Origin of the sequence: Anaerostipes faecalis (assembly GCF_018982945.1) — a bacterium.
Classification (GTDB): domain Bacteria; phylum Bacillota; class Clostridia; order Lachnospirales; family Lachnospiraceae; genus Anaerostipes; species Anaerostipes faecalis.
The window spans coordinates 113,768-127,833 of record NZ_JABRXE010000004.1 but is presented as its reverse complement, the minus strand read 5'-3'; the positions used below and the strand labels follow the sequence as shown (position 1 = coordinate 127,833).

Sequence of the window (14,066 nt, the reverse complement as noted above, 5' to 3'; positions counted from 1 at the left end):
GGCAGCTAATGAATAGAAAACGAACATTATCCATTTTAATTCTGGTATTTGCAGGGCTTCTTGCCCTCTATACCGGAATCAGCATTTACCAGAAACATTCATCTGAAAAAAAAGAATCTGAAAATATCATATGGATTAAAAAGCTGTCTTCATTGACATCCATTTCTTATAATAATGGCGAAAATCTAAGCTTTGCTAAAGAAAATGGAACCTGGTATTATACATCAAACAAAGAATACCCCATCGTTCAATCTTATTTAAAAGAGCTTGCATCTCAATTTCAAAATGTAGAGGCTGTAAGAGAATTAAAAGATGGTGACAGTCTTTCTAATTATGGATTAGATCAGCCTTCCTATACTATAAAAGTAAAGGATAAAAACGGTGCACAAGCAACCTATTACATCGGCAATGCTACAGGAGAAAACTATTACTTCACCGTTGATGATAAATCTAAAATTTACACTGTTTCTTCTAATATATTGTCAAATCTTTCCTCTTCTTTAAATGATATGATTGAAACAGACACTTTCCCTTCTTTAAGTACTGGAAACCTTACGAAAGTTGTTGTCAACAATAATGACAAAAAAACAACCTATACTTCCAGCTCAAAGAACGGTCTGGACAGCATTGCCGGAGGCCTTGGAGTTTTTACATTTGGAGACTGTCAGGATTACTCTGCCAGCGGCAATGAACTTTCTAAGTATGGATTAGATGCAGCTTCGCGTATATCTGTAGAAATTTCTTATAAAGATACAGATACCAGCAAAAAGAAAAACCTGACACTTTATATTGGAAAAAACGATAAAGACAAAAAGAATTACTATGTAAAATTGAAGGATTCCAAAATGGTCTATCTAAGCGATGCAGATGTAGTGAAAAATATATTGAATCCTGAATAATTTATGTAAACACTCGTATAGAAAAAATAAGGGTATGTCAGATTTCTCTGACATACCCTGAATTTTTTAAAAATATTGATTTTACAAGGTTTCTGATTAACCGAAGTATCTCTTAAGCAGTCCTTCGAAAGCTTTTCCGTGACGTGCTTCGTCTCTTGCCATTTCATGTACTGTGTCATGGATTGCATCTAAGTTTGCTTCTTTTGCACGTTTTGCAAGATCAAATTTTCCTGCTGTTGCCCCGTTTTCTGCATCTACACGCATTTCCAGGTTTTTCTTTGTGCTGTCTGTTACTACTTCTCCAAGTAATTCTGCGAATTTTGCTGCATGTTCTGCTTCTTCATATGCTGCTTTTTCCCAGTATAATCCAATTTCAGGATATCCTTCTCTGTGTGCTACTCTTGCCATTGCAAGGTACATTCCTACTTCTGAACATTCTCCTTCAAAGTTTGCTCTTAAGTCTGCAATGATATCTTCGCTTACTCCTTTTGCTACTCCTACTACATGTTCAGCTGCCCATTCTCTTTCTCCAACCTGTTCTTTAAATTTATCAGCTGGTACTCCACATACTGGACATTTTTCAGGTGCCTGATCTCCTTCATGAACATATCCACATACTGTACAAACCCATTTTGCCATAATGTTATTCTCCTTTTCTTTTTATCATAATTAATTAGTATTCTTTTGTTAATAACAGTAATTATTACTGCTTTTCTGTTTTAAGCATATCATTGCTTCAAACACTTGTCAATAATTTTTTGATTTTTTTCTCAAAACTTAATTCTGACATTTTTCGCAGATTCCTTTAAAATAAGTAACACATTCGTCTATCTGACCTGAAAATTTTTCATCTACCAGTTCTTTGATTTGACGTTCTATGGAATCCATCTCCACATCTATCACTGCTCCACATTTCTTACATATAAAATGATAATGAGGCTTTGTCTGAGCATCGTAACGATCTGCTCCATCTTCATAGCTTATCTTTAAAATTTCTCCTCGTTCTGAAAGTAGTGCCAAATTCCTATATACTGTTCCTAAGCTAATATTAGGAAACTCTTTCTTAATATTCATGTATATGATATCAGCAGTCGGATGGTCTTTACGATTCATCAAAAATGCAACGATAGCATCTCTTTGTTTGCTTCTTTTTATTGCTGGCTGCATAGGCTACTCCTTTCATAATAATAATTATTACTGTTTTTATTTTAATAAAAAAGTTCTGTTTTGTCAATATGGAACCTGGTTAATTGCTATATTTAAAAAAATCCTTGCTTTTAAAAAGAAATAGGTTTAGTATTATAGGAAAGCTCATGTAGTATTTAATACTACATATAATATTTAAGAGTACTATTTTATGGAGGTGTTTTTCATGCAGAACAAACTAAAAGATCCTGGCAGTGCCATTACTCATTTTATCGGAATGATTTTGGCTGCTATTGTTTCTGTCCCATTAATTATAAAAAATCTTTTTACAGGTGATTATATTCGAATTATTTCACTGGTTATTTTTACTTTAAGTATGATTGGACTCTATGGTGCCAGTACTGCTTATCATTCCTTTAACATTTCTGAAAAAATTAATAAACGATTGAAGCGACTTGATCATGCTATGATTTTTGTATTGATTGCTGGTTCCTATACTCCGATCTGTACCATTGCTCTTGGAGGCCGCCTTGGTTATGGTCTGTTAACTGTTATATGGTTTATTGCTCTTTTAGGAATTATTTTTAAAATGTTTTGGGTAGGATGCCCAAAATGGCTTTCGTCTGTTATGTATATTGCCATGGGATGGCTTTGTATTATTGCCATCGCACCAATTATTCACAGCCTTTCACATGCCTCTTTCGGCTGGCTTCTTGCCGGTGGAATCATATATACCATTGGTGGAGTTATTTATGCATTAAAGATTCCATGGTTTGAAAATCACTGGAAAAATTTTGGTTTACACGAAATTTTTCATTTATTTGTTATGGGTGGAAGTGCCTGCCATATGATTGTAATGTTTCTTCTATAATTAATTACTTTTCTTTCTCCTGCTGATATTCTTGTATCAGCAGGAGTTTTTCCTTTCTCTTAAGTTTTTTTATAGCTGCTTCTCTTTTCATAGCTTCCTCTCTGGTTGAAAATTTTTCCAGATAAATAAGCTTAACCGGTCTTCTTCCCCTTGTATACTTAGCTCCTTTTCCCTGATTGTGCATTTCTAATCGCCGTTCTATATCATTTGTCCATCCAGTATAAAGACTCCCGTCCTTACATCGTACTATATATGTATAATTTTCCATTCCATTTCCTCCTGCCAGAAAAAGAAAAAACCGCCAGCTTACCGGCGGCTTTTCCTGCTCTGTCATTTTATTAACCAAATAGATTTCTTCTTTATACAAATCTTATTCCAAATATTTTCCCGGGTCAACCGGCTTTTTATCTTTTTCCATCTGAAAATATAAGTTTGTTCCTTCTAGAGTATAATAATCTGTCGGGAGCGCAACTTTTCCAATAATTTGCCCTGTCTCAACTGTATCTCCCTGTTTTACCTGAAGATCTTTTAATTGACCATATAAAGCTGTATATCCGTTTCCCAAATCCAATAATACTGTCTGACCATATTCTGCTGTTTTCCCTATTTCTGCCACTTTTGCCTGTTTCACTGCTTTTACATTGTCTCCTTGTTTTGCTTCGATCAAAATTCCTTTACTGATTCGATATTGATCCAAGGATTCAAAATAAATTGTAGCATCAACACTAAATGGCAAAATAATATTTCCCGTTAAAGGCCAGGATAGTTTCGTTTTCCCATTATAGGAAACTGTCTGCTGCATAGTTTCTGTAGTTTTTGTTTTTTCTTTTTTTTCATCTGTAACAGAGGATGACGTTGTCACTTCTGTTGTTCCTTGAGTTGCGCTATTGTCCACATCCACTGACTGATCCAGTTTCACTTCCTGCTTAGCCAGTTCTCTCTTGTTTTTAAACTGGACGCTGTAATACGCCATAACTCCCAAAAATAAAACAAAAACTGCTACCATAGCCTTGTAATATTTACGCAGCGGCAATGGATTATCTTTGTTCATCTTCTTCATTTTCATCACCTCAAAAATAGTTTTGCCTATTCTTTGAAGTTTATTCATACAAGCTTTTTATTTTTATACCTGAATAATAATATTTTAAAATTCTCTGATACTTTTCTCCTCTTTTTGCCATTTCATTGGCACCATACTGACTCATTCCCAGTCCATTTCCTTTTCCAAGACAAATAATCCGAAGTTTTCCATCATATGGCTCTAAATAAAAATTATTGGATGCCAGATGAAACCATTCTGCCCATCTTTCACCTGATATTGTTAATGTCCCGGCCTGAACCTGTTTTACATATCCATTTCCTGTGGTCTTTTTAATAAGGATTCTTTTTTTCAGATCTTCCATTTTCATCTCGATTCCCTTTTTTTCTTTTAAAATTTCCCCAATCTTTCCATATGTAAATAATTCCACAGTTATATAATCCGGTGCTTCAACATCCTTTAGACTGTCCTTTGACCGTAAATAAGGAATTTTCTTCCCCATCCATTCTTCTGCTCCTAATGTCATTCCAACACTTACCCCATGATAATAAGGTTCTATTAATGTTCCTTTATAAGTTATAACATTCCCAAGAGTATTACTTACAACTCTTTTTCTTAACTGATCCATTGCCTGGTATTTTCTATTTCCTAATGCTTCCTTTAATTCCAGATTATCTTTCTCCTCATATGGCAGTTTTTCTGCCTGAATTTTTTTTTGATTTCCCATCCGTCTGATAATATCTGTACGAAGTATTACTACCTGAGCTTTCAATGTTTCTTCCTTATAATCCATGGAAATCTGTCCCGGAAGAATTCTTAAAAGATATGTTTCAAGATCTGTTTCCTTATTCTGGGAAATAATCTTATATTTACTGTTATATGTCTGAAAATCTACTATTTTATTCTTTTTTACTGTCATTGATACTGTTATTAAATATGGAATTGTAATAAATAAAAATCCAAGAAAAAGAACATACATCATTCTGTGCCTCATTTCTATCCCCCTTTTGTCCGTCTTACTATTTTATGTTACAATAAGAAAAAATATGAAAGGGGAATTACTATGAAATCACATTCATTTATCATTAAATCACCTCAGGGGCTTCACGCACGCCCATGTACTACTTTGGCCGCCGCAGCAAAGAAATTTGATTCTACTGTTACAATGACTTTTAACGGAAACTGTTTTGATGTATGCAATCCAATTTCACTTATGACTGCCTGTGTCGGCTGTAACGATGAAATAATTTTATCTGTTTCTGGTAATGATGAAGATAAAGCCATGGAAGAATTCATCCGAATTATGAACGAAGAACTTGCAGAATAGCATTGTTGGATTCTGTCGGACTATGATATAATATTGAAGGATAACAAAATTCGTCAATTTTTTAATAAAGGAGTTGTCATGGATATACATGATCTTACTCTGCTCACAGATTTTTATGAACTTACCATGATGCAGGGTTATTTTAAAACCAAAAACGATGAAACTGTCGTATTCGATGTATTCTACCGGGAAAATCCTTCCGGCGGAAGTTATGCAATTACATGTGGTCTTGATCAGGTTATTGACTACATCAAAAATCTGTCTTTTTCCTATGAAGATATTGATTACCTTCGCGGACTTGGGATTTTTGATGAAGACTTTCTTGAATATCTTGCAGGATATCATTTCAGCGGAGATATTTACGCAATTCCTGAGGGAACTGTAGTTTTTCCTATGGAACCACTGTTAAAAGTTGTCGCCCCGATGATGGAGGCACAACTGATCGAAACTGCAGTGTTAAATATCATCAATCATCAAAGTCTTATTGCTACCAAAGCAAGCCGAGTTGTCTATGCTGCCGGCGGCAAAGGAATTATGGAATTCGGGTTACGCCGTGCCCAGGGTCCTGATGCCGGAACATATGGTGCAAGAGCCGCTATGATTGGCGGCTGCGATGGAACTTCCAATGTTCTTGCCGGTAAACTGTTTGATGTTCCTGTTCTTGGAACTCATGCCCACAGCTGGATTATGAGCTTTGATGATGAATATACTGCCTTTCGTGCCTATGCAGATTTGTATCCTGAGGCATGTACTCTTCTGGTTGATACCTACGACACTTTACGTTCTGGAATACCAAATGCAATCCGCGTTTTCCGCGAACTTAAAGAGGAAGGTCGTACTCCTGCACGATACGGAATACGTCTTGACAGCGGTGATTTAGCATATTTAACAAAAAAAGCAAGAATAATGCTGGATGAAGCCGGATTCCCCGACGCAGTAATTGCAGCATCTGGAGACCTGGATGAGCATATCATTTCCAGTCTGCTCCATCAGGGTGCTCCTATTACATCCTGGGGTGTAGGCACAAAACTTATTACATCCTCAGACTGTCCTGCTTTTGGAGGTGTCTATAAACTTGCCGCTTCTAAACATAAGGACGAACCTGATTTCACTGCTAAAATCAAGATATCTGAAAACCCTGTAAAAATTACAAATCCGGGAAATAAAACTGTTTTCAGAATATATGATAAAGAAACCGGGAAAATTCGTGGGGATTTAATATGCCTCTCTGATGAAGTTTATGATCCATCTTGTGATCTTGTGATTTTTGATCCTCTGGCAACCTGGAAAAAATTGAGAATTCCTGGTGGAACCTACCAAATGAGGGAACTTCTTGTTCCAGTTTTTAAAAAAGGACAATGTTTTTACGAAAGTCCTTCTGTTATGGAGATTCGCAGCTACTGTCAACAGGAACTGAATTCTTTGTGGGACGAAAGCAGACGTCTTGTGAATCCGCAGGAAGTTTACGTTGATTTATCTGTTCCTCTGTATCAGTTGAAGAATCAGCTTTTAGATCAGAAATCTAATTAAATTCTAAAATATTTTTAATATTTGAAGGGAGAAACTAATGATTCGTTTTTTTGCCGATATAATCTATCTGTTTTTTTTCCTGACATTAACGGCACCTTTGTATCCTTTGTTCAACCACTGGAACAAAACCGGTCGGTCACATAAACGTTCCAAAATGGCTCAGCACATGGTTATGAATGCTTTTATCCGCTGTCTGCGTCTTGCTGGAACAAATCTGATCGTTGAGGGAAGAGAAAAAATTCCTTCTGACACTGCCGTGCTGTATGTTGGAAACCATAGCAGTTATTATGACATTTTATGTGGATTCGTTGCCACTCCAACCGGTGCCGGTTTTTTTGCAAAGAAAGAAATGGAAAAAATTCCATGTCTCCGTCACTGGATGGAATTTATCAATTGTCTGTTTTTAGACCGTAAAAATTTAAAGGAAGGTCTAAAAACCATGAATGTTGGAACACAATACCTGAAGGATGGATTTTCCATGGTAATTTTCCCTGAAGGAACAAGAAGCCAGGATGATGATCCTCATGCCTTTAAAGAAGGCAGCCTTCGTCCTGCCTTAAAGGCCAATGTTCCTATTGTTCCCATGGCTATCTCCGGAACTGCAGACATTCTGGAAAACAACCGGCTTTATACTGTAAAACCTGCAACTGTTCATATCACATTTGGTGATCCAATTTATCCTGATGAAATAGATCGTGCATCACAAAAGCATCTTGGTGCATTTATTCGTGAAGAAATTATCGAAATGCGAAAAAAACATAAGACAATTGAAACAAAAGATGATATAATGTAGGATGTTGAAAATTTAACAGGAGGAAAAAGAATAATGAAAATATGGTTAATTCTTTTAATCGTTGGAATAATCATCGCTGCTATATTAGGTATTCTGTATTACTATGGTAACAAAATGCAGAAGAAACAGGAAGAGCAGAGAGCTCAGCTGGATGAGATGGCACAGACTGTTTCCATGCTTGTCATAGACAAGAAACGTATGAAGATTATGGATGCAGGCTTTCCTAAAATGGTTACTGACAATATTCCAAAGCGCGCAAAGATGTCTAAAGTACCAATTGTTAAAGTTAAAATTGGTCCTAAGATTACTCCACTTTTATGTGACGAAGCAATCTTTGATGATGTTCCTGTAAAGGCTGAAATTAAGGCTGTTGTAAGTGGAATTTATATTACAAGTATCAAAAATCTTCGTAATGTTGCACCACCTGAACCAGAAAAGAAAGGTATTCGTGCAAAGCTTGCAAAAAAGGGCGCAGAATATATGCGCAAACAGTAATACATTCCTAACAGAAAATACCGGAATCTCCATTACCATGAGATTCCGGCATTTTTATTTACGTTCTTCTATTTTAACAATCACATGACCTTTTTCTGTCTGAATATAACCAATTCTTAAATACTGACCATCTCTTTTTATATAACCTCCCTGGGTGGATGGCAGATGGTATCCAAACTTCTTAATGAATCTGTCTCCATAAGAAAAATGAACACCCTTGATATCAAAACTTTCTTCTTCCATATCTTCCTTATCCTCGCCTCCAACAGAAGCAGGAACAAAGTTTTCCACATAACCTTCAATTGTCTGATATTTTCCCTGTTTATAAGTATGAATAATCTGCATATAGCCAAAAGTAAAACGCAATGCAGCAATAGCACAAATAGTCAGACAAACTGCTGAAAGCAGCTTAAAAAAAGGTTTCTTGGCAAAAAGAAGAAGTAATGCTCCAATAAAACCTAAGATTGCAAATGGTACAACCCAATGTACCTGTATGGTAAAATTACTGGCTTCATACAATAATTTCATTATATTACCCTCCATCTATTTTCCGCAATAGGACAACACTTCTGAAAAATTCATCGTGCCTCCAAATAAATCCAATGCACTTCCTATGGTTACATCAATGCGGTTCTCTCCATATTTTTTTAATATTTCCAAATCCTCAAAATTACGTACACCACCGGCATATGTAACAGGATTTCCCTGATACTCTGCCAGAATACTGACTAGTTTCTGATCAATTCCCTGGGCTTTTCCTTCCACATCTACTCCATGTATCAAAAATTCGTCACAATACTGTTCCAGCTGCTTTAACAGATCAACTGTAAGCTGTTCTCTGGTAAACTTCTGCCAACGATCCGTTACAACAAAATAGCCTTCATCCTTTTTTCTACAGCTTAGATCAAGTACTATATGTTCTTTTCCAACCGCCTGTGTCAAAGCATCCAGACGGTCAAAACGAATCTCTCCATTTACAAATACAAAAGACGTCACAATTACATGAGATGCTCCTTTTTTTAAAAAATAAGCTGCGTTTTCATCTGTTATTCCTCCGCCTACCTGCAGACCTCCTGGAAAAGCTTCCAGTGCCTTTACTGCTTCTGCACGATCAGCTTCATAATAGTCTGAATCCTTTGCATTAAGTAAAATAATATGTCCACCTTTTAAGTTATTATCATTATATAGTTTACCATAAAATCCTCCATCATGCACAGATACAAAATTTTCCTGTGCCCAGTCCCCCTGATCCAGCAGGCTTCCCCCGACGATTTGTTTAACTTTTCCATTGTGAATATCAATACATGGTCTGAATCTCATAATAATTTCATGCTCCTAATAATCTGTCATTTCAAGCAGTTCAAATGCTTCTCCGGAAGGTTCTACCTTAAAACTGCGCTTCTCATTGGTAACTGGATGGCAAAAGCTGATTCTTGTGGCATATAATCCAATTTCTTTATATTTCTTCTTTGTTTTCTGAAACAATGGATTATATTTGGTGTCACCCCATATGCCAAATCCTCTGGATGATGTCTGTACCCGGATTTGGTGATGCCTTCCTGTAAGAAGATGAATCAGACAATAAGTGTATTTCATCTTCTTGGATTCCATCATATCAATAACTTCATAATCCAATACAGCTTCACGGGCACCTGGTGTTCCCTCTTTTACCACCTTAGAAACATTCTTACGTTCATCCTTTAATAAAAAATCCCGAAATGTGCCTTCATCTTCAGGCAGCCAGCCTGTTAATACCGCCTGATAATCCTTTTGAAACTGATGGTTTCTGATCTGCTCGCTTAAATTAGCTGCTACCTCTTTTGTCCTGGCAAATACCATAACCCCGCCTACCGGACGATCCAGCCGGTGTACCACATATAACTCCGGTTCATTAGTTCCTTTTTCTTCAAAAAACAGCTGATTTTTTAGCTGATGAAGCAAATCCATATCTCCTGATTTGTCACTTGCCGTAGGCATGCCTTTTGGTTTCACACAAACCACAATTGCTTCATCTTTATATAAAACTTCAATCTTCTTCTTTCTCATAAACTATACCTACATTTTAAATCGATATCCTACTCCCCAGATAGTTTCAATATACTGAGGTTTTGATGTATCCATCTCAATTTTCTCCCGGATTTTTTTAATATGAACAGTAACGGTTGCAATATCTCCCAGTGACTCCATATCCCAGATTTTATTAAACAATTCCTCTTTTGTAAAGACCCTGTTTGGATGGCTGGCCAGAAAAGTCAGAAGATCAAATTCCTTGGTGGTAAATATTTTTTCTTCATCATTAAGATAAACTCTTCTTGCTGTTTTGTCGATTTTCAATCCGCGAATCTCAATGACATCATTTACATCCATCTGATTATTTACCAGTCTCTGATAGCGATTCAGATGAGCTTTTACTCTGGCAACCAGCTCACTTGGACTAAATGGTTTTGTAATGTAGTCATCTGCTCCAAGGCCAAGTCCCCTGATTTTATCAATATCTTCTTTTCTTGCAGAAACCATTAATATTGGAATTTCTTTTACAGCACGAATCTGCTTACAGATTTCAAATCCATCCACTCCAGGGAGCATAATATCCAAAATGACCATGTCATAATCATTCTTCAATGCCATCTCCATACCCTTTTTACCATCTGTTTCAATTTCAACTTCGAAGGAACTTAATTCCAAATAGTCTTTCTCCAGTTCTGCAATTGCAAGTTCATCTTCTACGATTAAAATTTTACTCATTTTCATTCTCCTTTGATTTATCCAGCACTTTATTCAATGTAAAGAATATGGTTGTTCCGGCACGTAATTTACTCTCTGCCCAAATCTCGCCACCATGTTCTTCTATGATTTTTTTACATATAGATAATCCCAGGCCACTTCCCCCTGCAGAATTTCTTGACATATCTGCCCGATAAGTTCTTCGGAAAATATGAGGCAGATCCTCCTTAGAAATTCCAATTCCATTATCCTTAATCTCAATCTGCACTTTCCGGTCAAATTCTGTCAAAGTAATACTCACCTTTCCTTTGGCCTTATTATTATATTTACACGCATTATTGATAATATTATTAATGACCCTCTTTAACTGCTCAGGATCTGCCGTAACTGTGGTGTTAGCTGAACAGTAATTTCTATATGAAAACAGCATTCCTTTCTGTTCCAAATCAGCTCCGATTTCATCAACGCAGTCTTTAAAATATGCATTTATATTAATCTTTTCAAAATTATAAGGAATAATATTGGAATCAATCTTTGAATAAAGGGATAATTCATTGATCAGCACATCCATATCATTTGCCTTGTTATAAATGGTCTTGATATAACGATCCATCTTTTCTGGAGTATCTGCCACACCATCCATAATACCTTCCACATACCCTTTAATAGCTGTAATCGGGGTTTTCAGGTCATGAGAAATATTACTGATCAGATCACGATTCTGTTTTTCATAGACCATTCTGGCATCAATAGAATCTTTCAGCTCTGCCCGCATTTCATTAAAGGCATCGCATAATTCTCTGACTTCTTCACCACCGCTGTATATCACAACGTCATTATCAAGATTTCCATCTTTAATTCGCTCTGCTCCTGCCTTTAACTGACGAATCGGTCCCACAAATTCCTTATACATGAACCAAGAAAGAAAACTGCTGGTTAAAATAAGAACTCCCAGAACAGCAAAAAATACCTGTATGATCATATTCTTATAACGTGGAAGAACTGTTCCCAAATCTGTCATAATAAAAACAGAGCCTTTTCCACCATCCTGATATTCAAAATCCTGTTGTTTTACCAGATAATTCCCTGGTTTTCCGACGAAAAAGCCTCTGTCCTGGTCACTTCCACCACTTCCGTACTCTGGCAGTTTAGTCTCCAGTTCCGGATCACTATCAGCTTTTCCTCTGTAAACAATACTTCCATTCTTTCTGACGATCAGATAGGAATCTTTATCTGAGAGCTTATGATTTATCATCTCCAGATATTTCTGGTCTTCAAATACTTCCGGCTGAATCAATGCCTTCTTTTCAAGTTCTTTGAATATTCCTTTTGTGGAATTATTCATAGTCTTTAACGGATTCACGACCCGTTCAAAGGCATCTTCTGTCACTTCAGTATCTGTCATCCGCACATAGCCTACACTTAAAGCAGCGATTGATACTATCATTGCAAAAAACGGTAGTACAATCGCTGGCAAATAGATTAATCGAACTTTATTCACTGCTTTCATTCTTATAATTGCTCCCTTTCTGTCCTATACATATATTTTACCATAGGGGAGAAAAAAAGAAAGAATTTGTACGATTTTTTATTTAATTTTTATAAACATCTTCTATTGAAGTTTCCTGCAATTGTTATGCTTCCATCTGTTTCAGAATATAATCTAAAAGTTCATCTGCAACCTGATTTTTGGTTAATTTCGGAAGCTGTTTTTCTTCATTTCTGGTAATAAAAGTCACCACATTGGTATCTGTCTTAAATCCGGCACCTTCTTCTTTGAGATTGTTTGCCACGATCATATCAATGTTCTTTTTTTGCAGTTTCGCTCTGGAGTTTTCAAGCATGTTCTGAGTTTCCATGGAAAATCCGCACAAAAATTGTCCTTTTTTCCGCTGAACTCCCAATGTTCCCAGAATATCTTTTGTACGAACCAGAGATATGCTCATATCTGCATCTTTTTTCTTTACTTTCTCATCACTGACTTCTGCCGGAGTATAATCAGCAACTGCTGCTGCTTTTATGATAATATCCTGCTGGTCCTTTTTCTCAGTCACCGCTTTATACATATCAGCTGCACTGTTAACCGGAACAACATCTACAAACATTGGCGGTTCTAAAGATGTCTTTCCTGTTACCAATGTGACTTCTGCTCCTCTTAACATTGCTGCCTTGGCAATTGCATACCCCATTTTTCCTGAAGAGTGATTAGAGATAAAACGAACAGGATCAATGGCTTCAATGGTAGGACCTGCTGTAACCAGGACTTTTTTACCCTTCATATCTTTTTCCATAGCGATCTGTCTTTCAATATGAGCTACAAGTACTTCTTCTGAAGGCATTTTCCCTGCACCTGTAGTACCACATGCCAAATGTCCGGAATCAGGTTCAATGATTTCATAACCAAATCTTCTTAATTTATCCAGGTTATCCTGCAGGATTGGATTTTCATACATTTTGGTATTCATTGCCGGAGCGATAATGACAGGTTTTTTACATGCCATCACTGTTGTGGAAAGCATATCATCTGCGATTCCTCCTGCAATTTTCCCAATGATATTGGCAGATGCAGGAGCAATCAACATAACATCTGCTTTATCTGTCAAAGAAACATGTGCAACATGGAACTGAAAATTCCTGTCAAATGTTTCCACAAGACATTTGGTATTGGTCAGGCTTTCAAATGCAATGGGATTAATAAAATTTGTGGCATTTTTTGTCATGATAACATGGACTTCACATCCACGTTTTACCAACATGCTGGCCACATTTGCCATCTTATATGCAGCAACACTTCCAGTTACTCCCAGTACAACGGTTTTCCCTTTTAACATATTTTTCTCCTACATATCTTCCAGTCGTCCATGTCTTTCATAATTTGTACAACGTGAAATCTGATTATCATCATCTACAAATACAACTTTAGGTTCAAATGTTTTTGCTTCTTCCGGAGTCATATCAGCATATGCGATAATAATGATCTTATCTCCGGTTGCCACACATCTTGCAGCTGGTCCGTTAAGACAGATCATACCACTTCCAGGCTCTCCCGGAATTGTATAAGTCTCAAAACGGCTTCCATTATTCACATCTACGATATGTACATGTTCATATTCCAGGATGCCTGCAGCTTCAAGGAGTACAGGGTCAACAGTAATGCTGCCTACATAATCCAGTTCTGCCTGTTTTACAGTGGCTCTGTGAATTTTTCCTTTTAACATACTAATATTCATTTCTGATTTTCT

The 14,066-nt window shown here is 36.5% G+C and carries 18 protein-coding genes; 6 read left to right on the top strand and 12 right to left on the bottom strand.

Translation table 11 applies throughout. The features are described from left to right. Positions 1-8: 8 nt before the first annotated feature. Complete coding sequence (locus KTB61_RS06215) at positions 9-899, top strand: DUF4340 domain-containing protein (RefSeq protein WP_216697038.1); 891 nt, start codon at positions 9-11, stop codon at positions 897-899. Between the two features lie 96 nt (positions 900-995). On the opposite strand, the gene KTB61_RS06210 is transcribed toward KTB61_RS06215, so the two are convergent. Then, entirely contained in the window at positions 996-1,538 is a 543-nt protein-coding gene (locus KTB61_RS06210; protein WP_075760091.1) for an NADH peroxidase, read from the bottom strand. 138 nt (positions 1,539-1,676) lie between these two features. Further along, a complete protein-coding gene (locus tag KTB61_RS06205) occupies positions 1,677-2,066 on the bottom strand; it encodes a Fur family transcriptional regulator (RefSeq protein WP_075760090.1) in 390 nt (129 codons plus the stop codon). A gap of 205 nt (positions 2,067-2,271) precedes the next feature. On the opposite strand from KTB61_RS06205, the gene trhA reads away from it, so the two are divergent. Next, on the top strand, positions 2,272-2,916 hold the full coding sequence (gene trhA / locus KTB61_RS06200; RefSeq protein ID WP_075760089.1) for a PAQR family membrane homeostasis protein TrhA: 645 nt from the start codon (positions 2,272-2,274) through the stop codon (positions 2,914-2,916). 4 nt (positions 2,917-2,920) lie between these two features. On the opposite strand, the gene KTB61_RS06195 is transcribed toward trhA, so the two are convergent. The 3 genes from KTB61_RS06195 to KTB61_RS06185 form a co-directional block, all read right to left on the bottom strand. Then, a complete protein-coding gene (locus KTB61_RS06195; protein ID WP_075760587.1) occupies positions 2,921-3,184 on the bottom strand; it encodes a GIY-YIG nuclease family protein in 264 nt (87 codons plus the stop codon). Between the two features lie 102 nt (positions 3,185-3,286). After that, entirely contained in the window at positions 3,287-3,976 is a 690-nt protein-coding gene (locus tag KTB61_RS06190; protein WP_230973642.1) for a M23 family metallopeptidase, read from the bottom strand. A gap of 40 nt (positions 3,977-4,016) precedes the next feature. Beyond that, positions 4,017-4,949 (bottom strand): SpoIID/LytB domain-containing protein, encoded by a 933-nt coding sequence (locus KTB61_RS06185; protein WP_075760087.1) that lies wholly within the window; start codon positions 4,947-4,949, stop codon positions 4,017-4,019. Positions 4,950-5,018: 69 nt separating this feature from the next. Here KTB61_RS06185 and KTB61_RS06180 point away from each other — a divergent pair, with 69 nt between their 5' ends. From KTB61_RS06180 to KTB61_RS06165, 4 genes are all read left to right on the top strand, one after another. Beyond that, a complete protein-coding gene (locus KTB61_RS06180) occupies positions 5,019-5,282 on the top strand; it encodes an HPr family phosphocarrier protein (RefSeq protein ID WP_075760086.1) in 264 nt (87 codons plus the stop codon). 78 nt (positions 5,283-5,360) lie between these two features. Beyond that, positions 5,361-6,812 (top strand): nicotinate phosphoribosyltransferase, encoded by a 1,452-nt coding sequence (locus tag KTB61_RS06175; RefSeq protein WP_216697037.1) that lies wholly within the window; start codon positions 5,361-5,363, stop codon positions 6,810-6,812. 154 nt (positions 6,813-6,966) lie between these two features. Further along, positions 6,967-7,605, top strand: a complete 639-nt coding sequence (locus KTB61_RS06170; RefSeq protein ID WP_230973641.1) for a lysophospholipid acyltransferase family protein — start codon at positions 6,967-6,969, stop codon at positions 7,603-7,605. A 33-nt stretch (positions 7,606-7,638) separates the two neighbouring features. Further along, the gene (locus KTB61_RS06165; protein ID WP_075760083.1) at positions 7,639-8,100 is read left to right on the top strand and encodes a hypothetical protein; all 462 of its coding nucleotides are present in this window, start codon (positions 7,639-7,641) and stop codon (positions 8,098-8,100) included. A 54-nt stretch (positions 8,101-8,154) separates the two neighbouring features. On the opposite strand, the gene KTB61_RS06160 is transcribed toward KTB61_RS06165, so the two are convergent. From KTB61_RS06160 to panD, 7 genes are all read right to left on the bottom strand, one after another. Beyond that, a complete protein-coding gene (locus tag KTB61_RS06160) occupies positions 8,155-8,628 on the bottom strand; it encodes a hypothetical protein (protein WP_230973640.1) in 474 nt (157 codons plus the stop codon). 15 nt (positions 8,629-8,643) lie between these two features. Continuing rightward, complete coding sequence (gene hisA / locus KTB61_RS06155; protein WP_075760081.1) at positions 8,644-9,420, bottom strand: phosphoribosylformimino-5-aminoimidazole carboxamide ribotide isomerase; 777 nt, start codon at positions 9,418-9,420, stop codon at positions 8,644-8,646. A gap of 15 nt (positions 9,421-9,435) precedes the next feature. After that, positions 9,436-10,146: an RluA family pseudouridine synthase gene (locus KTB61_RS06150; RefSeq protein WP_216697036.1), complete on the bottom strand. Its 711-nt coding sequence runs from the start codon at positions 10,144-10,146 to the stop codon at positions 9,436-9,438. 9 nt (positions 10,147-10,155) lie between these two features. Further along, positions 10,156-10,845 carry a response regulator transcription factor gene (locus KTB61_RS06145; protein ID WP_075760079.1) on the bottom strand — a complete coding sequence of 230 codons (690 nt, stop codon included), beginning with the start codon at positions 10,843-10,845 and terminating at the stop codon, positions 10,156-10,158. Continuing rightward, the gene (locus tag KTB61_RS06140) at positions 10,838-12,334 is read right to left on the bottom strand and encodes a HAMP domain-containing sensor histidine kinase (RefSeq protein ID WP_075760078.1); all 1,497 of its coding nucleotides are present in this window, start codon (positions 12,332-12,334) and stop codon (positions 10,838-10,840) included. The genes KTB61_RS06145 and KTB61_RS06140 overlap by 8 nt, the downstream gene beginning before the upstream one ends. Positions 12,335-12,458: 124 nt before the next feature. Further along, positions 12,459-13,655, bottom strand: coding sequence for a bifunctional phosphopantothenoylcysteine decarboxylase/phosphopantothenate--cysteine ligase CoaBC (gene coaBC / locus KTB61_RS06135; RefSeq protein WP_216697035.1), 1,197 nt, complete (start codon positions 13,653-13,655; stop codon positions 12,459-12,461). A 9-nt stretch (positions 13,656-13,664) separates the two neighbouring features. Further along, positions 13,665-14,054 (bottom strand): aspartate 1-decarboxylase, encoded by a 390-nt coding sequence (panD, locus tag KTB61_RS06130; RefSeq protein WP_044921912.1) that lies wholly within the window; start codon positions 14,052-14,054, stop codon positions 13,665-13,667. Positions 14,055-14,066 lie beyond the last annotated feature (12 nt).